17 protein-coding genes are annotated in these 22,712 nt (G+C 49.7%); 7 read left to right on the top strand and 10 right to left on the bottom strand.

The window, feature by feature from the left end:
- Positions 1–324: 324 nt before the first annotated feature.
- Positions 325–2,661: a M1 family metallopeptidase gene (locus Q1A04_RS07495; RefSeq protein WP_299703345.1), complete on the bottom strand. Its 2,337-nt coding sequence runs from the start codon at positions 2,659–2,661 to the stop codon at positions 325–327.
- A gap of 69 nt (positions 2,662–2,730) precedes the next feature.
- Positions 2,731–3,324, bottom strand: a complete 594-nt coding sequence (locus Q1A04_RS07490) for a HupE/UreJ family protein (RefSeq protein ID WP_299703341.1) — start codon at positions 3,322–3,324, stop codon at positions 2,731–2,733.
- Positions 3,325–3,546: 222 nt separating this feature from the next.
- Between Q1A04_RS07490 and Q1A04_RS07485 the strand changes: the two genes are divergently transcribed.
- Positions 3,547–4,773, top strand: a complete 1,227-nt coding sequence (locus tag Q1A04_RS07485; RefSeq protein ID WP_299703338.1) for a lactonase family protein — start codon at positions 3,547–3,549, stop codon at positions 4,771–4,773.
- A gap of 9 nt (positions 4,774–4,782) precedes the next feature.
- Here Q1A04_RS07485 and Q1A04_RS07480 read toward each other — a convergent pair whose 3' ends face one another.
- Positions 4,783–5,640, bottom strand: coding sequence for an alpha/beta hydrolase family protein (locus Q1A04_RS07480; protein WP_299703335.1), 858 nt, complete (start codon positions 5,638–5,640; stop codon positions 4,783–4,785).
- 132 nt (positions 5,641–5,772) lie between these two features.
- Between Q1A04_RS07480 and Q1A04_RS07475 the strand changes: the two genes are divergently transcribed.
- The gene (locus Q1A04_RS07475) at positions 5,773–6,138 is read left to right on the top strand and encodes an STAS/SEC14 domain-containing protein (protein ID WP_299703332.1); all 366 of its coding nucleotides are present in this window, start codon (positions 5,773–5,775) and stop codon (positions 6,136–6,138) included.
- Positions 6,139–6,142: 4 nt separating this feature from the next.
- Here the strand turns inward: Q1A04_RS07475 and Q1A04_RS07470 are convergent, their stop codons facing one another.
- From Q1A04_RS07470 to Q1A04_RS07455, 4 genes are all read right to left on the bottom strand, one after another.
- Positions 6,143–6,580 (bottom strand): nucleoside deaminase, encoded by a 438-nt coding sequence (locus Q1A04_RS07470; RefSeq protein WP_299703329.1) that lies wholly within the window; start codon positions 6,578–6,580, stop codon positions 6,143–6,145.
- 135 nt (positions 6,581–6,715) lie between these two features.
- The gene (clpB, locus tag Q1A04_RS07465; RefSeq protein ID WP_299703326.1) at positions 6,716–9,334 is read right to left on the bottom strand and encodes an ATP-dependent chaperone ClpB; all 2,619 of its coding nucleotides are present in this window, start codon (positions 9,332–9,334) and stop codon (positions 6,716–6,718) included.
- A gap of 141 nt (positions 9,335–9,475) precedes the next feature.
- Positions 9,476–10,159 (bottom strand): deoxyribonuclease V, encoded by a 684-nt coding sequence (gene nfi / locus Q1A04_RS07460; RefSeq protein ID WP_299703323.1) that lies wholly within the window; start codon positions 10,157–10,159, stop codon positions 9,476–9,478.
- A 188-nt stretch (positions 10,160–10,347) separates the two neighbouring features.
- Positions 10,348–11,031 carry a hypothetical protein gene (locus tag Q1A04_RS07455; protein ID WP_299703320.1) on the bottom strand — a complete coding sequence of 228 codons (684 nt, stop codon included), beginning with the start codon at positions 11,029–11,031 and terminating at the stop codon, positions 10,348–10,350.
- A 161-nt stretch (positions 11,032–11,192) separates the two neighbouring features.
- Here Q1A04_RS07455 and Q1A04_RS07450 point away from each other — a divergent pair, with 161 nt between their 5' ends.
- The gene (locus tag Q1A04_RS07450; protein ID WP_299703316.1) at positions 11,193–11,867 is read left to right on the top strand and encodes a dienelactone hydrolase family protein; all 675 of its coding nucleotides are present in this window, start codon (positions 11,193–11,195) and stop codon (positions 11,865–11,867) included.
- A gap of 33 nt (positions 11,868–11,900) precedes the next feature.
- Positions 11,901–12,530, top strand: a complete 630-nt coding sequence (locus tag Q1A04_RS07445; protein WP_299703313.1) for a phosphoribosyltransferase — start codon at positions 11,901–11,903, stop codon at positions 12,528–12,530.
- 13 nt (positions 12,531–12,543) lie between these two features.
- Here the strand turns inward: Q1A04_RS07445 and Q1A04_RS07440 are convergent, their stop codons facing one another.
- Both Q1A04_RS07440 and Q1A04_RS07435 read right to left on the bottom strand, forming a co-directional pair.
- On the bottom strand, positions 12,544–13,878 hold the full coding sequence (locus tag Q1A04_RS07440; RefSeq protein ID WP_299703310.1) for an SGNH/GDSL hydrolase family protein: 1,335 nt from the start codon (positions 13,876–13,878) through the stop codon (positions 12,544–12,546).
- 174 nt (positions 13,879–14,052) lie between these two features.
- Complete coding sequence (locus Q1A04_RS07435; protein ID WP_299703307.1) at positions 14,053–14,757, bottom strand: SGNH/GDSL hydrolase family protein; 705 nt, start codon at positions 14,755–14,757, stop codon at positions 14,053–14,055.
- Between the two features lie 415 nt (positions 14,758–15,172).
- Between Q1A04_RS07435 and Q1A04_RS07430 the strand changes: the two genes are divergently transcribed.
- A complete protein-coding gene (locus Q1A04_RS07430) occupies positions 15,173–17,401 on the top strand; it encodes an NADP-dependent isocitrate dehydrogenase (RefSeq protein WP_299703304.1) in 2,229 nt (742 codons plus the stop codon).
- Positions 17,402–17,475: 74 nt separating this feature from the next.
- Here Q1A04_RS07430 and Q1A04_RS07425 read toward each other — a convergent pair whose 3' ends face one another.
- On the bottom strand, positions 17,476–18,318 hold the full coding sequence (locus Q1A04_RS07425) for a CHRD domain-containing protein (protein ID WP_299703301.1): 843 nt from the start codon (positions 18,316–18,318) through the stop codon (positions 17,476–17,478).
- A 582-nt stretch (positions 18,319–18,900) separates the two neighbouring features.
- On the opposite strand from Q1A04_RS07425, the gene Q1A04_RS07420 reads away from it, so the two are divergent.
- Positions 18,901–19,578, top strand: coding sequence for a potassium channel family protein (locus tag Q1A04_RS07420; RefSeq protein ID WP_299703299.1), 678 nt, complete (start codon positions 18,901–18,903; stop codon positions 19,576–19,578).
- Positions 19,579–19,763: 185 nt separating this feature from the next.
- Positions 19,764–22,688 carry a DEAD/DEAH box helicase gene (locus tag Q1A04_RS07415; RefSeq protein ID WP_299703296.1) on the top strand — a complete coding sequence of 975 codons (2,925 nt, stop codon included), beginning with the start codon at positions 19,764–19,766 and terminating at the stop codon, positions 22,686–22,688.
- Positions 22,689–22,712 lie beyond the last annotated feature (24 nt).

Here is a 22,712-nt window from a genome sequence, read left to right as displayed (position 1 = left end):
CATAGATAATGCTAATACAGTGCTCTTACATGTACAGCTTCGTCTTTCACTCGGAGCGCTCATGCCGCGGGGCATCGTTTCTCTGCATCGCCGCTGTGTATCTTTCCTTTGCTACCCTGACGGTCGCAATATCGCTGCGCAATACCGGAAACCTACAAGGCGGCTCAACAGAGAAACTGGGATAGATTCGATAGCTAAGGTTATTACTAATCAAGAGTAATCACACAACATACCTTCAAACAAGAACGCCCCGGATAATCTTATCCGAGGCGTTTTTTTTATTCCCCTATTGGGAGGGGCAGGTTAAGCCAGTGTGAGTAAGCCTTAGCGATTTGAACCGCTATTACTATTGCCACTGCGGCTCGTTTCCTGACGCTGCTGTTGCATTGGGTTTGGCTGCTGCTGACGGTTTTGCTTGAAAATGTCGAAACGAGAAGGTGCCATGCGGCGTGGGTAGCTGTTGTTCGACAAGTCCGTGTCAGCTGTTTGCAGGAACGGGTCCAGCGTGAAGCTCACTACCGGCTTTTCGGTTACAAACACCTTAGTCACTTCTTCGTTGTTGTAGCGCCAGATCTCGGCGGGGATGTTCACTACCTCGTCAGTACCGTCTTCATATTCCATGCGCACGATCAATGGCATTACCAGTCCGCCGACGTTCTTAAAGCCTACTTCATAGAAGTTCAGACCAGAGTCCAGCACTTTCTTCTCATTATCAGACAGCGAAGCATAGAATTTCTGGTAGCGCTCTTTGTCAGTAGCCGTGGTAGCTAATGGATCATACTTGTTGTAGAAGTCAGCCAGTTCAGGGCGCTCGTCCAATCTGGTACGCTGGATGTCCTGCAGGTTGCGCTGCTGTGAAAGCGTTTGAGGCGCTTTGTTCTGCTGCTCACGCTTTTGGGCGTTTACAAAATCTGGGTTTTGCGAGTCGATGGTATACCATTTCACGCCCTCGATGGCAATGTCGGTGTGGTCAGTGGTGTAGAACCAGCCTCTCCAGAACCAGTCAAGGTCCACGCCGGATGCGTCTTCCATGGTGCGGAAGAAATCGGCTGGCATCGGGTGCTTGAAAGCCCAGCGGTTCGAATACTCTTTAAAGGCATAGTCGAACAGCTCGCGGCCCATCACGGTTTCGCGCAGAATGTTCAGGGCAGTAGCAGGTTTGCTATAAGCATTCGGGCCAAACTGCAGTACTGACTCTGAGTTGGTCATGATCGGCACCTGCGTGTTTTTGGCGCTCTTCATGTAGTCCACAATGTCGGCAGGCTCACCGCGGCGCGATGGATAGCCTTTTTCCCACTCTTGCTCCGTGATGTACTGCATGAAGGTGTTCAGACCCTCGTCCATCCACGTCCATTGGCGCTCGTCGGAGTTGATGATCATCGGGAAGAAGTTGTGGCCTACTTCGTGGATGATTACCGTAATCAGACCATACTTGGTGTTGGCCGAGTACGTGCCGTCTGCCTCCGGGCGGTAGCCGTTAAACGACAGCATCGGGTACTCCATGCCGCCCACCGGGCCGTGCACCGAAATGGCCACTGGGTATGGGTAGTCGATGGTGTGCTTCGAGTATACCTTCAGGGTGTGCGCTACAGACTCGGTAGAATACTGGCCCCAAAGTGGGTTCGCCTCTTTTGGGTAGTATGACATGGCGAGTACGTTCTGGTTGCCCACTTTCACGTTCATGGCATCCCAGATGAACTTGCGGGAGCTTGCCCATGCGAAGTCACGAACATTCTTGGCATTATATACCCATGTTTTCTTGCCTTTCGCTTTATTCTTCTCAGCTTGTGTAGCTTCCTCTTGTGTTACGATCAGGGTTGGCTTGTCGGCTTTGGCAGCGTCTGCAAAGCGTTTCTGCTGCGCAGAAGTTAGCACTTGGCTGGCGTTCTGCAGCTCGCCGGTAGAGGCCACGATGTGGTCGGCCGGTACGGTGATGCTCACTTTGTAGTCGCCGAAAGGCAGCGCGAACTCACCGGCTCCCAGGAACTGCTTGTGCTGCCAGCCATTCACGTCATCGTATACGGCCATGCGTGGGAACCACTGCGCCATTTCGTACAGGTAGTTGTTGTCGCCCGGGAAGTACTCGTAACCGCCGCGGCCACCCAGTGCCTTCTGGTCGTTGATGAAGTTAAACCAGTCGATGCTGAAGGTATAGGACTGCTTCGGCTTGAGCGGCGCAGGCAGGTCAATACGCATCATCGTGTTGTTGATGGTATACTTCAGGTCCTTACCGCCACGGTCTTTCACCGCTTTGATTTTATACCCACCGTCAAAAGCCTCACGGGTCATGTAGTCAATCGCCGTAGTCGACATACGCTCCTGAAGTTCACCGGTGCGCGTCACGTTGCTCATCGACTTCGGCTCGTAGATGTTCTGGTCGAGCTGCACCCACAAGTAGGTGAGCACGTCAGGTGAGTTGTTGGTATAGGTGATAGTCTCGGAACCAGTGATGGACTGGTTTTCGTCGTTGAGCTCTACCTTGATGGTATAGTCGGCGCGCTGTTGCCAATACTGGTGGCCGGGAGCGCCCGAAGCGGTGCGGTAAGTGTTCGGGGTAGGGAGCTCCTGCCCAAGTTGGCCGAATTTGGTGTCTTGTGCCATGGCTGCAAAAGGCCCGGCTAGCAAACCGAAAAATGCCAATCCTCTGATTAGGTTTTTCATGGAGGGTATAAGGTGTGTTTAGATTAGCGTGTAGGTATAGATTGTGTGTTTTTTAAATTTAAGTGCTGTCTAGAAAATATTGGTCTCGATCATCAGGATCAGTGAAATGCCTGCTGCGGCGCTCGAGAGCACTAAGATCCAGTCGCGCTTTTTAGCCCGGAACAGGTTCATAATTAGGAAGCCGGCCACCAGCAAAATGCTCACGATCAAAAGCTGTCCCAACTCAATGCCGATGTTGAAAGCCAATAGCTGCTGCCATGTGTTACCGTTGCGGCCGAGCATCGACTTCAGGAAGTTCGAGAAGCCCACGCCATGGATAAGGCCAAAGGTGATCGCCAGTAAATTATGGAATGACCAGATCGGGTGCTGTTTCGAAGCGGCACCATTCAGCTTAAAAAAGTTGATAACACAGGTGAACAGAATCGTAACCGGGATCAGAAACTCGATAAGCGCCGTATCGAACTTGATGATGTTGAAAGTGGAAAGCGCCAGCGTGATGGAGTGTCCGATGGTGAAGCTGGTCACAAGCGCTACTACCTGACGCCAATCGCTCAAAGTATAAATGGCGCAAAGGGCCAGCAAAAAGAGCATGTGGTCATAGGCCTTGAAATCAAAAATATGATAAAAGCCCAGCTCGATGTAAGTAGAGAAAACCGAAGACAAAATGGTGGATTACAAAAAGGTGAATAAAGCTAAGGTGCAAATTAATGCATACTTGGGACGTTTGCAAGAGTGCGGCGGTAGGTATAGCTCGTTGCTGAAAATTGGCAGTCGCGTAGGTATAAAAAGATAATCATTTGGTTGATGTTATATACCTGATGTTTACTACAGTTTTTTTCTGTTTATTAGAGCATTCAGCCTAAGGTTTGGTAAAAGATAAGGTATATGATACACACGCAACGCAGTTATGGGAAAGTGGTTCTGGCAGGTATAGCTCTTTTACTAGCAAGCTGTAATGCGCCCCAATCTGAAAAGAATGACACAGGCAATACAGCCACTGTTCAATCTACTGAAAACTCAACCACCGCCATGGTATACGTGGGCACTTATGCTGAACATAATCAGGAGGGTATTTGGCTGTTCAGGCTCAATACAGAAACTGGCGAACTCCAACAGGTGCTGGGTTTAAAAGCGGGTGAAAACCCGTCTTATCTGGCGCTGGACAAGGAGCGACGCTTCCTGTATGCCGTGAACGAAACAAATGATTATCAAGGTAAGAAAAATGGCGCTGTGACTGCTTTTGCCATCAACCAGAAAACGGGGGACTTGAAGCTGTTGAACAAAGTGCCTTCGCAAGGAATGGCGCCTTGCCACATTTCTTTGGATGAACCCAATAAAACGATCATGGTGGCCAATTATACAAGCGGCAATATTGTGGCATTTCCTGTTATGGAAAATGGGACTGTAGGGGAACAGCCAATTGTTCACCCCCCAAACATTGGTTCAGGCCCTAACAAAGAACGCCAAGAGTCAGCTCATGCGCATTGGATCGGCCCCAGCCCGGATGGCAAATTTGCTTTTGCAGTGGATTTAGGCACAGATGAGGTCTTGCGGTATAAACTTAACTCGGAAAGGTCGGCTGTAACAATTGAAACCTATAGTAAAGCTGTTGCCTTTGCCGCCAAGCCCGGTGCAGGACCGCGGCACATGGTTTTTCATCCGAGCGGCCGTTTTGCCTATGTTATCAACGAACTTAACTCTACAATGACATCCTTGGCTTATGATGGCGAGAAAGGTGAATTCAACGAGCTTCAAACCATCAGCACCCTGCCCGCTGATTACAAAGGAGAGAACTATTGTGCGGCCGTAAAAGTATCGGCAGACGGGAAATTCCTGTATGGCTCCAACAGAGGGCACAATAGCATTGTGGTGTACGCCATCGATGGCGAATCCGGAAAACTCACGCTGGTGCAGCACCAAGACACATCCGGCGACTGGCCCCGCGATTTTACCCTCGACCTGACTGGCAACGTCATGCTGGTCGCCAACGAGCGCTCCAATTCTATAGTTTCCTTTAAAGTGGATAAAGCCAGCGGTCGTTTAATGCCTACCGGGCAGGAGGTGAAAGTGTCGAAACCAGTATGCCTGCAGGTAGTACCAGCATTTAGGTAAGGCCATTGACTAATTAAAAGCCTGTTGCTGCTGGGTGGCCATCTGCACCTTCTGGAAAAACAATAAATGGTATTCCAGTGCATTACCCCAGTAAGCCCAGCTGTGTGCTCCGGGGCGCTCGATGTACTCGTGGGGCACCTTTTCGTAGACCAGCCGGCGATGCAGTTCGCGGTTGTCTTCTATCAGGAAATCGTCTACGCCACAATCGATGATCAACTGCACGCCGCTTTGCTTGAGTTGTGGCACCATGTGCACGATGGAGTTAGCACGGTATACCTGTTCGTACTCCGCCTTCGGACCGAGCGCAGCCTCTATACTAGGCAGTAAATTCTGGCGGTCTATACCTGCCACATTCACGGAGCCGCTCATGCTGCCGGCGGCTAGGTATAGCTCCGGGTTACGTGCCGATAGGTACAGCGCCCCGTGTCCGCCCATGCTCAAGCCAGAAATAAAGCGGCCGCTGCGATCCGATACAGCCCTATACCTGCGTTCAATCTCCTGTCGCAACTCCTGCGTGATAAAGGTCTCATACTGGTTGTCTATGACCATGGGGCTGTCATAGTACCAGCTGTTGCCACCGTCGGGTGTCACGATGATCAGTTGGTATTTGTCGGCCATGTTCTGGAGCAAGTCTTTTTTGGGTGGCACCTTTAGCCAGTTGCTGAAATTGCCGCCGTAGCCGTGCAACAGGTATAGCACCGGGTAAGGACCGTTCTTTTTCTTCTGATAGCTTTCGGGTGTCACAACGCCAGCTTTTAAAGTTTTCTGCATCGAAAGGCTTTGGATGGCGAGGGTATCAACTTTGGCTTGGGCGGATAAGAAAATTAGCGCGAAAAGTAGGGTGAGGGTATAGCGGATGAGTTGCATTATCTATAAGGTATAGCGGAACTGCAAAATAAGGAATTTGGGCGCAAGTTGGAGAACTGCATCGGTGAATCTTTGCTATGGAAGAAGTAAGTTTCGTAAAAGGGAAGACGGTTTAACTTAATTCGGAGATCTATGCTGGAAATACTGCCTGAAACCCACGATAACATGCTCGCTGTGCGGGTAAAGGGAGAACTGTCTATACCTGATTTTGATAAGTACCGCAACATGGTGCGCGACCTGATGCTCAAGAACAAGGAAACGCACATCTACTACGAGATGGTGGATGTGGATTGGATAAATCCCGTGGCGGCGATTGAAAATGGGCTGTTCGACATCATCCATGGGCTGGACTACGGCCGGGTGGCCATGGTGGGAGAGAAAAAGTGGCAGGAGCTATCCGCCAAACTCGCCAGCACAGTAAAGAAACATGGCATACGCTACTTCGACCTAGCGGACAAACAACAAGCAATGAAATATGTGTTAGAAGGGGAGAAGTAGGCAATTACTCCAGCTCCATGATATCCTCACTCCAAAGCTCTGGCTTCTCTTTTATAAAATCCTCCATCATCTCGATGCACTCGGGCAGGTTCAGGTCGACCACTTCCACGCCATGTGACTCCATAAACTCACGGGCGCCGCTAAAGGTCTTGGACTCGCCCACAATCACCTTCGGGATCTTGAACTGCACGATAGTGCCCGCGCACATGTAGCAAGGCATCAGAGTAGAGTAGATCACGGTGTTGCGGTAGGATCCGATGCGGCCGGCATTGTTCAGACAGTCCATCTCGCCGTGCAGAATCGGATTGTTCTCCTGCACCCGCTTGTTATGCCCCGTCGCTACTACTTTGCCGTCCTTCACCAGCACCGAGCCGATAGGTATACCGCCTTCGCTACGGCCCTTCTTCGCTTCGTCAATCGCCAGTTGCATGAATTCGTCCATAGAGGTATAGGGTTTAGAGATTGCTCGTGCTTTGGTTACGGCTGAGTTATACCTGTGGTTCTTAAAAACAAAAAGGCCTTCCCAAGCGGGAAGGCCTTTTGCTCAACTAAACTTTAATCTTATTACACAATCAACTTACCCTTCGGTGGGTAACTCAATGTTCACGTTATTGAAACGAATCTGTCCCTTGTCTAGTACCGCCTCTACCACAGAATCTTTATTAATGTGGCCGGCCAATATCTCTTTGGACAACTCGTTGAGCACCTGACGCTGCAGCACGCGCTTCAGCGGACGGGCACCAAACTGCGGATCGTAGCCCTGTTCGCCTAAGTAGTCCAGCACCTCGTCGGTCGCGACAAGCTGTATGCCAGCCTCTTCCAATCGCTCCTGAATGTGAGCAAACTGTATGGTCACGATCTTGCGGATGTCGCCACGGCTCAGCGGACGGAACATCACCAGTTCGTCGATGCGGTTGAGAAACTCCGGTCTTACAGACTTCTTCAGCATCTCAAACACCTCGTCCTTAGTCTGCTCCAGCATTTCGTCTTGGTTGAACGGTGTCATCTTCTCAAAATTCGCCTGAATGATCTGCGAACCGATGTTGGAAGTCATGATGATGATCGTATTCTTGAAGTTCACCACACGGCCTTTGCTATCGGTTAGGCGACCATCGTCGAGCACCTGCAACAGGATGTTGAACACATCCGGGTGCGCTTTTTCGATCTCGTCGAGCAACACCACGGAATATGGCTTGCGACGCACGGCCTCGGTCAGCTGACCACCTTCATCGTAGCCCACATAGCCCGGAGGCGCTCCGATCATACGGCTCACAGCATGGCGCTCTTGGTACTCACTCATGTCGATACGCACCATGGCGTTCTCATCGTTGAATAGGTAGTCGGCCAGCGCCTTGGCCAGCTCGGTTTTACCTACACCGGTAGTGCCGAGGAAGATGAACGAACCGATCGGGCGTTTCGGGTCCTGCAGACCGGCACGACTACGGCGCACCGCATCGGAAATGGCTTGTATGGCTTCTTCCTGTCCGGCTACACGTTTACCTAGTTCTTCTTCCAGGTGCAACAGTTTCTCACGGTCGCTTTGCAGCATTTTGCTTACCGGTATACCTGTCCACTTGGCTACCACTTCACCAATGTCTTCAGCGGTCACTTCCTCCTGCAGCATCGGGTTTTCGCCCTGCATTTGGTGCACTTGCTCTTGCAATTCCTTCAGGTGAGCCTCAGCTTCCTGAATCTTGCCGTAGCGTAACTCGGCCACGCGGCCATAGTCACCAGAGCGTTCCGCCTGTTCGGCCTCCAGCTTGTAGTTTTCGATGTTTTCCTTCGCTTTCTGGATGCCTTCGATAATCTGCTTTTCATTCTGCCACTTGGCCTGCAGGTCATCACGTTTGGTCGAGAGCTCGGCGATTTCCTTAGAGAGTATAGTCTCCTTGTCCTTGTCATTTTCACGACGGATAGCCTCACGCTCAATCTCAAGCTGCATGATGCGACGTTGCAGTTCGTCCAGTTCCACTGGCAGCGAGTCGATCTCGATGCGCAACTTCGCAGCCGACTCGTCCATCAGGTCAATGGCCTTATCGGGCAGGAAGCGGTCGGTGATATACCTGTGTGAAAGCTCTACAGCCGCAATGATGGCGTCGTCTTTGATGCGCACCCCATGGTGCACTTCGTATTTGTCTTTGATACCGCGCAGGATTGAAATGGCGTCCGGTACGCTTGGCTCGTCCACCATCACGGCTTGGAAACGTCGCTCCAACGCCTTGTCCTTCTCGATATACTTCTGGTATTCTTTGAGTGTCGTCGCGCCGATGGCATGCAGTTCGCCTCGCGCCAGTGCCGGCTTGAGCAAGTTGGCCGCGTCCATAGCACTCTCACCACCAGCACCAGCTCCGATCAGGGTATGGATCTCGTCGATGAAGAGCACGATATCGCCCTCAGCATCCACCACTTCTTTGATCACGGCCTTCAGGCGCTCCTCAAACTCTCCCTTATACTTGGCGCCTGCCACGAGCAAGCCCATGTCCAGACTCATCAGGGTCTTGGACTTCAGGTTTTCGGGCACGTCGCCTGATACGATGCGCTGGGCAAGGCCCTCCACGATGGCGGTCTTACCCACACCGGGCTCACCAAGTAGCACCGGGTTGTTTTTGGTGCGGCGGCTCAGGATCTGCAGCACACGGCGAATCTCTTCGTCACGTCCAATCACCGGGTCAATTTTACCGTTGCGGGCCATTTCGTTCAGGTCGCGTGCATAACGCTTGAGCGAGTTGTACTTCGCCTCAGCATTCTGGTCGGTTACTTTGGCTCCGCCGCGCAGTTCTTTGATGGCTTTTTTGAGGTCTTTTTCGTTGAAGCCTACATCCTTCATCAGGCCGGCCACCTTCTCGCGGCCCGCCATGATGCCTAGCAGGATGTGCTCGATGGCCACATATTCGTCGCCGAATTCCTTTAGATAAGAAGTTGCCTTCTGCAATGCAGCCGCAGCATCGTTGGCCAAGTACGGGCTGCCTCCGCTTACTTTCGGGTAAGCCGCTACTACCTCGTCCAGCTTGGTGTGCAGTATGTTTCCATTGATGTTAAGTTTCTTCAGCAAAAAGCTGGTGACGTTCTCGTCCGTCTCCAGAATCGCTTTTAAAATGTGCCCAGTTTCGATAGCCTGCTGCTGGAAGCCGCCTGCTATCTCAGTGGCCTTCTGGATGGCCTCCTGCGCTTTGATGGTATAGTTGTTAAAGTTCATAGCCTTTGCTGTTTTCCCTCTAGTTTTAGTTCTACGAGCACCACAGCAAAGGATACACCAATGGGATTTAAAGGTGATTTTACTGAAATTATGACAGGTTTTAATAATAACGGCAATTGAATTGCAGCCAAATTGTCTGATTCAGACATCCTTTTTAAACACCGCCGCATAATGATCCGCCAACCTTGTCGGCTCGGGCAATTTGTGCTTTACGGCGCAGGCCATGGCTATCTCCGTGGCTGATGCTAGATCCATGAGATGACCGGGAGATACGAACACGGGCTTTACCTTATCTTTGGTACGCAACACGTTTGCCACCACTTCCCCTTTGTACTCCAGCGGCGAAACAGCGCCTTTGAGCAAATCCGGCTCTTTGTATTTGCCGACCAGTACTTTTTTGGCGACGCCCATGGTGGGTGTGTTCAACTGCAACCCCAAGTGCGTGGCTATACCTAGGCGGCGTGGATGGGAGATGCCGTGGCCATCGACCATGATCAGGTCGGGTTTCTGCTGCAGCTTTTCGTAGGCTTCAAGCAAATTCGGGGCCTCGCGGAAGGAGAGGAAGCCGGGGACGTACGGAAGCTCCACCTCACCGTAGTGCCATACCTTCTCCAGCACTTCTAGTTCAGGATAAGAGAGCAATACAAACACCGACAAAATATGGTCTTCTCCTACAAAAGAAGAATCACAACCAGCAATGAGTCTCAAGTCGAAATCAGGTTTCTGGAGAATGACGCGCGCCTGCATTTCTTGTTGCTGTGCCTTAAGCTGGGCGAGTAAGACAGGATCGGGGGCAGGCTCGTCGAAGCGTCGGTAGTAGGCCATGGAGGTGAATTTTGAATGAGTGATTGAGTGGATGAGTAGATAAGTGAATATTTTTAATTCGGGATTACGTTGGGGGTTCAGAGCGGTTCAATTTATTGTGCATCTTCTTCTGCTCCTCTCCTCAAAAGACATTGGAATTAGGTGTAAAGCCAATTTGACCATCCACTCAATCACTCATTCAAAATTAGTCACGCACTGCAGGGGTAAATCAGTTTGGCGAAAAGCAGCTGCCATTGACCTTCCACTTGTCCAAAATGAAATTCGAAGGAGGTGGCTGTATGGAGAACCGACTTTTGTAGAAGAGGCAAGGAGGCTCTGATACGTTTGATGTCGGGCTCGGATAAGCTGGCGTAGTCCCAGTAACCGCTTTTCTGAAACTTATCAGGCCCAGATACAAAGCAGCCGTCTTTGCTATACCCTGATTGGCCACTGTCATAATTCATGTCAGCACAGTCAAAGGTCGGCCATGCTTCATCTTGAAGGTCACAAGCCTTTACCTCTTCCCGCACTGTGAAGAGAGACCTGTCTTGGTACTCGCGCTTAAAGTGTCGGATGTCTGTAGTGTGCGTCATTTTGGGCATAGCGCCGGGCTGTTCAATGATCCATATACCATAATCGGGGTGTATAAACTGGTTGACCGCAGCCGTATCAGAAGCATGTAGTGCCTGAAAAAAACGGGCAAAAGCAGTTTCAAAGCTAACCGTGTCGGGTCCGGCTGCATTGTTCCGGCGCAGGTGCTCCTCCTGCACTTCCTCCAGCCGCTTCTGTTCTTCCGACTGTTCAGTCGCCAAGCTGTCCTCTCGGGTACCACAAGCCCCTAGCCACAGCAGCATTAGTGTCAAAGTAAGGTAAGTATATCGGAAGCGAGTCATATTAAACAGGTGGAGGTATACTGTCTATACGCGGTCATTTGCCCTTGGATTGAACTCAGGTATAGCGAAGGATAGTTAGGTTTATCTTAACTATAAAAATACCAAGACGTAAATTTAATTAATAGGGTGTAGGTAGTAGCTAACGTATGAAAACAAACACAATGGCAAACTTAAAATTCAATGATAGTATGCGCATTACGATAAGTGGTGTGCAGCTAACCGGCGATCTAGCCGTGCCGGAAGGGGCTAAGGGTCTTGTAATATTCTCGCACGGCAGCGGTAGCAGCAGGCTCAGCTCCCGCAACCGCTTTGTGGCGGAGCACTTGCAGCGCTCCGGCTTTGCAACACTGCTTTTCGATCTGTTGACCGAACAAGAAGATCAGTACCGGGAAAACCGCTTTGATATCACCTTGCTTACCACGCGCCTAGTTGATGTAGTTAATTGGGTGCAGCACTTGGATGAAGTTAAAGACTTGCATATTGGTCTGTTTGGAGCCAGTACGGGTGCCGCCTCTGCCCTTGGTGCAGCCGCGGCGTTGGGCAGCGATATTATCTTTGCAGTGGTTAGCCGGGGTGGTAGACCCGATCTAGCCGGACCTGTGCTGGCAGAAGTGCGGAGCCCCACGCTGCTCATTGTAGGCGGGCTGGATGAGGAAGTGTTGGATCTCAACCGACAGGCGCAGGACCAGATGCAATGTCTCAAGGACCTTGAAATCGTGCCCGACGCCACGCATTTATTTGAAGAACCGGGCGCACTCGAAATGGCGGCCCAACTGGCGACAGACTGGTTCAGGAAATACCTCGAGCCGGGCAAACAGCACCCACTGAGAGAGTAAGTTAATATCTCAGTCATTCAAAATTAAGAAACCATGGACTATATTAGAAACAGAGAGGAGGCGGCAGAGATGCTGGCCGATCGGCTGGCACAATATAAGGGGCAGAAGGGAGTAGTGCTGGCTATACCTCGGGGCGGGGTTCCTGTGGCTGCGCCCATCGCCAAACGCTTAGGTATGCCCCTCGAAGTGATTGTCTCCAAAAAGATCGGACACCCGGCTAACCCAGAGTTTGCCATTGGCGCCGTTAGTTTGGAGGATGTGGAGGTAGACCATCGCTCTGACGTGTCCGAAGAATACATTAGGGCCGAAACAGCCCGGCTGCAGGAGAGCTTGCGCAAGAAGTATAAGCTCTTTATGGGCAACCGGCAACCGGTTGATTTGCGGGACCGCATTGTGATTATAGTCGATGACGGCATCGCGACAGGTAAAACGCTGCTCTCCACGTTGGAGATGGTAAAGAAAAAGCACCCTAGAAAAATAATTGTGGCGGTACCTGTTGCGCCCTATTCCGCCATCGAGCGCTTCAAAGCCATTGTAGATGAGGTAGTCTGCCTACTGGTGCCTCCTTTTTTTCAGGCGGTGGGGCAGTTTTACCTAGAATTCTCGCAAACAAGCGATGAAGAGGTAATTGAACTGCTGCGGCATCAGGCGGCCACAGAATAGGTATAGCACCAGCCTAACGGTCTACAAGCAAATGACGGATAAAGGAGCGGTCCGGCAAGGTTGCCCGTACCATGTACATGGTGGCATCACCCAATTCTGAAGGATCAATAAGCTGAATAAAATTTCCCCTCGCATCGGCCTCGGCTTCAAACTCTTTGATCAGCTTGCCCTCTAGGGTATAAATACCAATATTGAATTTCTCCATGGGCTGAAGTGCCAGCAACTGAAGTGTGACAGGTGTTTTACTCTGTACTCGCGTCGGGTATACGCGCATGTCTTCTGTAGTAGCTTGCACTAGACTGACCGCTATAACAGGGGAGTAGCTCTCCGTTCCGTCAAAATCCACTTGACGAAGACGATAGTAGTTAACCCCGTTCGTGGCTTTCTTATCCTCAAAAGTATACTGCTGCGGAAGCGATGTTGTGCCACTGCCTTCCACACGGTCTACAGCTTTAAAGTCGAAAGAGGTTTCTCCACGCTGTACCTCAAAATAATGGTTGTCGAGCTCAGAGGCGGTCTGCCAAGAAAGGCTGACGCCGTTGAGAGTGGGTTTGCCTTTAAAACTAACCAGTTCTACCGGAAGCGGGATAATGATTTCATCCAGAATGGCATCGAACCAGCGCTGAGACATTTTTTCCATGCCACTGCCATTGGGATGAACTCCATCATAAGTGTCTACACCTTCTGTTGCATCGAAGCCGGTATTTTGATCTACCAAAATAATAGGCGGTCCATTTGAGCTTTGCTCTTTTACAAATTGCTCAATGCGTTGATTGAGATTTTCGATATTTCTAACAGCGTCTGGTCCAACTTTTTGTAAGTGAGCTGGAATTAACTTTGCTATAAAAATAGTCACCCCGGGGGATTTTTCAGCAATTGTATTGATGACGGTTTCTATTTCGCCTATAGTCTGTTCAATATCTTGATTACGAAACATATCGTTCGTGCCCAAATGCATCAGCACAATGTCTGGGGAATAGCCCTGCAGCCATTGAGAAAGATTTCCTTTTCCATCTTTACCATTCAGAACCTCATCAGTACTCCACCCCCAGTGACCTTCATTTCTGTTGCTGAACGTTTGTCCTTTATATGGATTAAAAGAAGGTGCTCCTCCATCGTTTTCAGTATGGGAACCTACAAACTCAAAATTAACGTCAGCGTCAAGCAGCTTTTTCCAAAGAGGGTATCTGTAACTAACATGCTGCATGTTCCCCTGCGTAATCGAATTCCCAAGCGGCATAATCTTCAAAGGCTCGGATTGAGCTTGGGCCTCGAAACTGATTAGTACAAAAAGAGTGATTACGAAGCTGAAAGCTTGTTTTCTGAAGCGGTACAATTTGGAGCGCATAAAGTGTAAGCTAAGTAATTGGTACTGAGTAGCTCTTTAAAACGACTATACAGCCAGTGGGTTGTGACTATACCCTTAATCAGACACTTATAATAAGCGCTTGGCCTTTCCCGCTAGAGGATTTCTAAAGCGTGCAGCTAATACAATTTTTAAGGTTTTGTTGTTCTAAGTTATTTACATGTCCTCTTTGTTGGCCATAATGGCATCAAACCAGCGCTTGGCTATAAATTTCTCGCCTGCTTGGTTGGGGTGAAGCGAGTCAAAGGTATGTGTGTCGGGGTTATAGCCAGTGTTGACGTCAACCACTATTACCGGAGATTTAGAGCTAGAAAGTCTGGAGGCAAGCTGGGGTATAAGTGATAAGAAGCGCTGCGTCGAGTCCGCAGGGGCATAAGTGGCAGGTATAGGGGTGATTTTAGCCAGTAGAATAACAACTTCATCATTGTCGGCCCTTATTTGGTTCACTATCGATTCTATTCTTTCAATAGTGTTGACAGTCCCTTTGCTATGGATGATGTCGTTGGTGCCAAGATGCATGAGCACCACATCCGGTGTGTAGCCCTTCAACCAGTCGTTCAGTTTCCCTTTGTCCCTTTTGTAACTCGTCGGGTTTTCCTTTCCATTCAGGATTTCCTGTGTCGTCCAGCCCCAGTGGCCTTCGTGCTTGTTGGTGAAGGTCTTGCCTTTATACTCTTCTCCCATTACAGGAGAGGCAACGTCTGCACCCTGCTCCGTGTCGGGGGCATTGCGATACCAGTTCGTGTCCATTGAGCCCACAAACTCAAAATTAATCTCTGCATCGACCAGCATCTTCCAAAGTTCATAGCGGTAACTTGGGTGCGTCTCCCCACCTTGCGTGATGGAATTTCCCAAGGTCATGATTTGCAGGGTTTTTGGTTCTAGTTGAGGCTCTATCTCCTCCCGAGACTCATCATCGGTGCAACTAGCTGAGAGTAGTACAAATAGAATAAAGAAAACAGATTTCTGATATTGTTTAATTATTGAAAACATATGATGTAAGCAAATTCAAAAAAGGTGAATATAGGTTGACCCTAAAAACGAGAAGTAGAGAATTCTGTTACAATTTTGAATTGGGGTCGGCTTATAATTGTGCAATTCTGTTTGGTTGAAGAAAACAAAAACCGGCGTAATGGAAACACGAAGCGAAGGTTAGCCGGTATCAAAAAGACTCTTATATTTGCTAACTGAACCAATCACTACAGACTCAGGGCGCACGACAGCTCCTTGGTCCCTATAAGGATTGGCTGTAAAATGTTAAAAACTAGACCTGATAATGACGACAAAAGCATCTAGAATCATCTATACCATTACGGATGAAGCGCCTGCCTTGGCAACGCGCTCTTTCCTGCCGATTGTGCAGGCCTTCACGAAAGCCGCTGATATTGAAGTAGAAACTAGAGATATCTCCCTAGCCGGCCGTATTATTGCTACTTTCCCAGAGAACCTAACCGAAGCGCAAAAGCAGTCGGACGATCTCGCATACCTAGGCGAATTGGCTAAAACACCAGAGGCTAACATCATTAAATTGCCAAACATCAGCGCCTCTATTCCGCAGCTGACAGCGGCCATAAAAGAACTGCAGTCGCAGGGCTACAACATACCTGACTACCCGGCCGACCCGAAAAACGACACCGAGAAAGACGTGAAAGCCCGCTACGCCAAGATTTTGGGTAGCGCCGTGAACCCGGTGCTGCGTGAAGGTAACTCGGATCGCCGTGTGGCCGATGCCGTGAAGCAGTATGCCAAGAAGCACCCGCACTCCATGGGCAAGTGGTCTTCTGACTCTAAAACGCACGTAGCCCACATGACAGGCGGCGACTTCTACGGCAGCGAGCAGTCTGTTGTGGTTGATAAAGCAACCGACGTGCGCATCGAGTTTGTTGGCGCCAATGGCGAGACTAAAGTGCTGAAAGACAAAGTGGCCCTGAAGGCTGGTGAGGTGATGGACTCTTCTGTGATGAGCCGCAACTCCCTGCGTTCTTTCCTTGAGAAGGAAATTGCGGAAGCGAAGGAGCAAGGCATCCTGTTGTCGCTGCACCTGAAGGCTACCATGATGAAGGTATCTGACCCTATTATGTTCGGCCATGCGGTAACAGTGTTTTTCAAAGAGACTTTCGAGAAGCACGGCGCTACGTTCAAAGAACTTGGTGTTGACGCGAACAACGGCTTGGGCGACGTATACGCCAAAATACAAAATCTGCCAGCAGAGAAGCGTGCTGAGATCGAAGCTGATTTGAAAGCGGAGATGGAGAAGCGCCCTGAACTGGCAATGGTAAACTCCGACAAAGGCATCACTAACCTCCACGTGCCAAGTGACGTGATCATTGACGCCTCTATGCCTGCCGCTATCCGTTCATCTGGCCAGATGTGGGGGCCGGACGGCAAACTGCATGACACCAAAGCGATCATTCCGGACCGCTCTTATGCCCAGATCTACCAAGAGGTCATCCAGTTCAATAAAGAAAACGGTGCTTTCGACCCGACAACCATGGGTACTGTGCCGAACATTGGTCTGATGGCCCAGAAAGCTGAAGAGTACGGCTCCCATGACAAGACTTTCGAAATGGCAGCTGCTGGTACTGTTCGCATTATAGATGCCAACGGCAACACGTTAATGGAGCAGAAAGTAGAAGAAGGCGATATCTTCAGAGCCTGCCAGACAAAGGACCTTCCGATTCAGGACTGGGTGAAGCTGGCCGTTACAAGAGCCCGTATCACCAACACACCTGCTATCTTCTGGCTGGACCCACAGCGTGCGCATGATGCCAACCTGATCCAAAAAGTAGAAAAATACCTGCAGGACCACGATACCAACGGTCTTGAGATCAAGATCATGTCGCCGGTAGAAGCCATGCGCTATACCTGCGAGCGTGCTAAGTCGGGCAAAGATACCATCTCGGTAACCGGTAACGTACTCCGCGACTACCTGACTGACCTGTTCCCGATCATAGAGTTGGGCACTAGTGCCAAAATGCTTTCGATCGTTCCGCTGCTAGATGGTGGTGGTTTGTTCGAGACAGGTGCCGGTGGATCTGCGCCGAAGCACGTGGAGCAGTTCGTTGAAGAAAACTACCTGCGTTGGGATTCATTGGGTGAGTTCCTAGCCCTAGCCGTATCGCTGGAGGACTTGGCCTACAAGACCAAAAACGAGAAAGCTGAAGTACTGGCAGAAGCCCTGAACAAAGCCAACGCCATGTTCTTGGAAAACGACAAGTCACCAGCTCGTAAAGTAGGCGGCATCGACAACCGCGGCAGCCACTTCTACTTGGCCATGTACTGGGCACAGGCGCTGGCGGAACAGTCAAAGAACCAAGAGCTCAAAGACAAGTTCTCGAAGCTGGCGCAGGAGCTGACCGACAACGAGCAGAAGATCGTAGACGAGCAGATCGCCGCACAGGGCAAGCCCGTTGATATCGGCGGTTACTACCACCCGAATGAAGAGAAAACCAGCAAAGCCATGCGTCCGAGTGAGACCTTGAATAAGGCTTTGGCTAGCTTCTAATCTGAAGAGTTACTAATAAAAAGGAAAGGCTGCCTGAGAAATTGGGCAGCCTTTCCTTTTTATTAAATATATGTCTAATCTGCGTTGGAGCCGATATCACCTTGCGCAACGTAGACTTGCAGTTGTTCAGGACTCAGGTGCACATTAATATGACCGTCGTATTTCAGCACATCCTTATATCCGAAAGGCGTGCCGTCATCTAGTTCAGCCACGTTGGACTTGCTCATGCCTGTGGTGCCATTCACAGGATTGAAAGTTAGCGCAATGCCTCCTCCTTCTTCAACTGAGTTTCTGTGGATATGTGCAGGGTGCACGCCTCCTTCAGGTGTGTTCACCAAAGATAAGGTGGCTAAGGCTTCTCCATTCCTTCTTTGTTCAAAGAGAGCGAAGCCGCTTATGCCCGGTACAGCTGCTTCTTCCAAGTCATATCGCTTGGACTTCCCTGTCAGCTCATTCTGCCCGATGTCGGCCTGCGCTACAATAACATCCAGCTGTTCTGCACTAAAATGCACGTTCAGGTGACCATCGTAGTGCATCAGGTCTTCAAATGATACCGGTGTTCCGTCATCTGCCCTCTGAACGATAGTTGTACTAGTTCCAGTCGTACCATTTACTGGTGTCAATGATATAACAATAGGGCCTCCTTCTGCAGCCGTGTTGGCATGTATGTGGGCTGGGTGTCTGCCTCCTGTGGGCGTTCCTGTTAAAACTATTGTGATGGAGGTTGTCCTCTCATTTAATCTCACAAATGTGGCGGTACCTTCTATTGTTTCAACCGCTACTGATTCCAGATCATATACTTTCGTATTAGGGAAAGGCAATGGAGAGTCGTCATCGTCCTTACAACCGGTAAGGACAACGGTGCTGAGCACCAACATTAGCGTAAAAATGTTGATTTTGGATAGGTTGTTCAACATAGGCATTATGGTTAAAGGTAAAAAATAATACATTTTGGTCGCGTCTTTGTATTATTTAACACCTTGTTATTCAGTTTGTTCTACATTTTTTGTTAGTGCCGTCCAGAAAATGGTGAACAGTATGAGTGGGCATTTGAGCTGATTTATGGATAGCAAGTCAAACATCGGCAGATTGATGCATTGGATGAAAGCATAAGCGGCGGCTTGGGTAGGGTCGCCGCTTATGCTTTAAGGGCTTAAAACCAGTTGTTGTTAGGCTTCTGATTTGTCGTGACAAGGTCAGCAGGTATTTAATCGGGATCCTTCGGTTTGCCAATTTTCTGAATAGCAGGGAAACCTCAAAGCTAGTACAAGTTTGAAACTTGTACCTTCTCTGTTAAAGTCAGCAAAGCCATAAGTCCAAGTTGAGACGTTGATGCGGCTTCGGCTAGCTTTTGGTCATTAGGTATAAATTATAGAAAAGGAAAGGCTGCCTGAGCGATTGGGCAGCCTTTCTTATTTATGTTAGTCCGGTTAATATACTTATTTTGTGGACGACATTAGAGTTGTCGATTAGAGAACTAACAAAGCTGTGTATACCCTATGCTTCACTTGCTCAAGAAATTCCGGTCTTACTGGTTAGGCGATGTCAGTTTTGTCGTTTTGTTGGTCATGCTGGCTGCGGTCGTATTTGTGCTTCCCATTGTGATGGAAATCAGCGAGCATGGCGTACTGTTGTTCAATGTGCTGTTGTTAAGCGTGTTTCTGTCAGGAATTTTTGCAACTAACAATTATTGGGTGATGATGCTCTCCGCGGTTTTATTCGGTGTGCACCTGACCTTGCGCCTCATTCGCTTCGGAGAGAACCCTTATTCGTACTACGCCTTGGAAAACGTGATAGCCATCGCCAACACCGCAGTATTCCTGTATATCAACTTGCGGTTACTGTTTCGTGACCAAAGCGTAAATATATACCGCATCATAGGAGCAGTTAATGTGTACCTGCTATTGGCACTTATGGGAGCACTCACGCTGGAGGTAATTCATGCTGTTACAGGTGTCTCCATAGGAGGCAATGTCCTACTCACAGGGACAGATCGGGATTATGGTCACTTCATCTACTTTAGTCTCGCGTCGCTAACCACAGTAGGCTTTGGAGATATTTACCCTATAAGTACAGCTGCTAAAATGCTGGCTACTTTCCTGTCCGCTATTGGAATTTTGTTTCCGGCAATTGTTATTGCACGCTTAGTTGGTTTGGCTTCCCAACGCTCTTCATAAGTCACTTTTCGGACTGAATTCTGCAAATTAAGCATCAGAAAGCCTTCCGTCATATTTCTTATACAGGAGAGTGGTGTCAGATGTGAATAAGCAGCTAAAATCCGGCGTCTGAATTTGCATTTGCTTAACTTTGAAGCTAAGGCCTAGCCAACTCCTGTAGTACAGCGGCTGCCTAAGAAGTAACAATGGAAGAGCAATATCCACCTTTCGAACCTTTTGACAGCACAAACGACCCGGAGTCGCTCTTTGCCGCGCACCTTGCTTCTCAACCACAGCTGGCCGGGGCTTCTGCTGATTCCAAAACGATCATTGTGATGGGCAGGCACCGCTATTACAACCTGTTCAGCACCCAGCTCGTATCCTGCAGCCTGAGTAGCACCGGTGAGTTAAAAACACCATTTACTGTGCTAAACCCCCTTGAACTAGTGTGGCGAACCGAGCAGCAGGACGAATTAAAGTTTTACAGTGCCATTACCCGCTTTCAGAGCTTCTACGAGAAATCAGCTACCGATACAGCCAGCTTAAAGGCGTTGGTGCGCAACCCACTCCGCTACGCCTTCTACCTGCACGACAGCGAAGTTTCCGAGAAAATAACGCCGCGCTCTATTGTACCTGTTCAGGTTACGCAGCCGCAGATGGATTTTAAAGTACGCATCGGCTTGGATAGTGACGTGTTCAGTGTCACAAGCGATCTGTTTATAAACGGTACTTATTACCCCCTTAGCCGCATCAGCGTCCGGTATGATCATTTTTTGGTGGCCGACGATGCTTGGTACCTGTGCTCTAAACCGCAACTGCCTTCTGTGGTGGCTTATTTCAAAAAGCACGGGAACGAGCTTCAGCTATCGCACGATGCCTTCCTGCAATTTCAGCGGCAGGTGCTTTCCAAAATGGAGTCTCATGTGCCTGTGGAGCATACCTACCTCAAACCAGCCTCTAAAGCTCAACTCAGGAGCAGAGGCTTTAACCAGCCGCCGGAAAAGGTGCTATACCTGATAGAGTCCGAGAACTACGTGCTGCTGCATCCTTTTATGCGCTATGGTGAAATCGAGATCCCACTGCTATCTAATAAGCTGATTTATGACCAAGACAACATGGGCAGGCCTTTCTTTGTGGCGCGTAACACAGAGATGGAAGCGGCCTTTACAAAGCTGCTGATACAGCAACACCCGCACTTCTGGGAGCAGCTGGACAACATGCTTGATTACTTTTACCTGCACAAGACGCGATTTCTGGACGAGATGTGGTTTCTCGATGCCTTTGACAATCTGGCTGCGCATGGCGTGACTATTCTGGGTTTCAACGACCTGCAGGGGAACAAGCTCAACCAGCACAAAGCCACGGTGGCCATTCAAGTAGACAGCGGCCTAAACTGGTTTAATGTGACTGTTCAGGTAAAATTTGGCCGCAAAAAGGCCTCAATCAAACAGTTGAAGAAAGCCGTTGTAAACAAAAGCAAATACGTGCTGCTCGACGATGGCACCATGGGCATTATACCTGAAGAGTGGCTGCAGCGGCTGCAGGGCTACTTCGAAACAGGGACGGTCGTGGAGGAGGAGCTGCTGATTCCCAAAACAAACTTTGCCGTGCTCACAGAGCTGTTCGAGGACTATATGCTGAACAAGCAGGTACAGAAAGAGCTATGGTGGTACCAAGCACAGCTGAGCAACGTGGAAAATATTGCCCTGGCACCCGTACCAACTGGTCTGCAGACCGCACTCCGGCCATACCAGCTACAAGGTCTGAGCTGGCTCAACTTGTTAGACGACCTGCAGTTTGGCGGCTGTCTCGCCGACGACATGGGCTTGGGTAAAACAGTGCAGGTGATCGCGTTTATGTTATTGCTACGTGAGAAGCGGGAGAAGCAAACACATCTGCTGGTCGTGCCCACCTCGCTCCTACCGAACTGGCAGGCTGAACTGCAAAAGTTTGCTCCGTCTTTGCAAGTGCACATACACCACGGTCCGAATAGAGCAAAAGACACAGTCGCTTTTCAGGAGTATGATGTGGTGATTACCACCTATAATACCCTGCTCTCCGACATTGGATTTCTAAAGAAGTTCGGGTTCGGATATACCTTCCTAGATGAGTCGCAGAACATCAAGAACCCGAACTCGCAGCGCTATAAAGCAGCCTGTCTACTGCAGTCCTACAACAGGGTCGTGCTCACAGGTACGCCTTTCGAAAACAACACCTTCGATATTTATGCGCAGCTTTCCTTTGCCAATCCCGGCTTGCTGGGCACCCGGACCTACTTCCGGAACACCTATGCCATGCCCATCGATAAGTTTAAGGACAGGAAAAGTGCGAAGGCCCTGCAGGAAAAGATTGGTCCCTTTGTGCTGAGAAGAACAAAGGCCGAGGTAGCCAAAGAACTCCCCGACAAAACAGAGATGATCCTTTACTGCGAAATGGGAGAGGAGCAGCGCAAAGTATACGACACTGCCGAGCAGGAATTCAGAGACTACATTACAGCCAATGGGGAAGAGGAACTGACTAAGCACCCGATGCACGTGTTACGTGGCATCACCAAACTGCGGCAGATCTGCAACTCACCTCTCCTCACTGGCGATGCGAAGCTTTTCTCGGATACTTCTGCCAAGATACAGGTGCTTATGCAGCAGATACAGAATGTAGCGCGGTACCACAAGGTGCTGGTTTTCTCCCAGTTTGTGGGCATGCTGGACCTGATCAAGAAAGAGCTAGTGCAGGAAAATATCAAATTCTCCTACCTCACAGGCAGTACCCGCAACAGGGGCGAGGTCGTGAACCAGTTTCAGACGGATGACGAGATCCGTGTGTTCTTAGTGAGCCTGAAAGCGGGCGGAACGGGCCTTAATCTAACCGCTGCCGATTATGTGTTCATTGTGGACCCATGGTGGAACCCAGCTGTGGAGAACCAAGCCATAGACCGAAGCTATAGAATCGGTCAGGAGAAAAAAGTGATCGCCGTGCGACTCATTTGCCCTAACACGGTGGAGGAGAAAATACAGATACTGCAGCAGAACAAATCTAAGCTCGCCACCGATCTGGTAACAGCCGATAACAGCTTTTTCAGGTCGCTTACGAAAGATGATTGGCTTAATTTGAGCGATGGCAAAGGCCAGTAGAGATGAGAGTAGCGTTAAAACAAA

The organism is uncultured Pontibacter sp., assembly GCF_947499215.1.
Lineage (GTDB): Bacteria > Bacteroidota > Bacteroidia > Cytophagales > Hymenobacteraceae > Pontibacter.
This window is presented reverse-complemented; position numbering and strand designations above follow the sequence as displayed.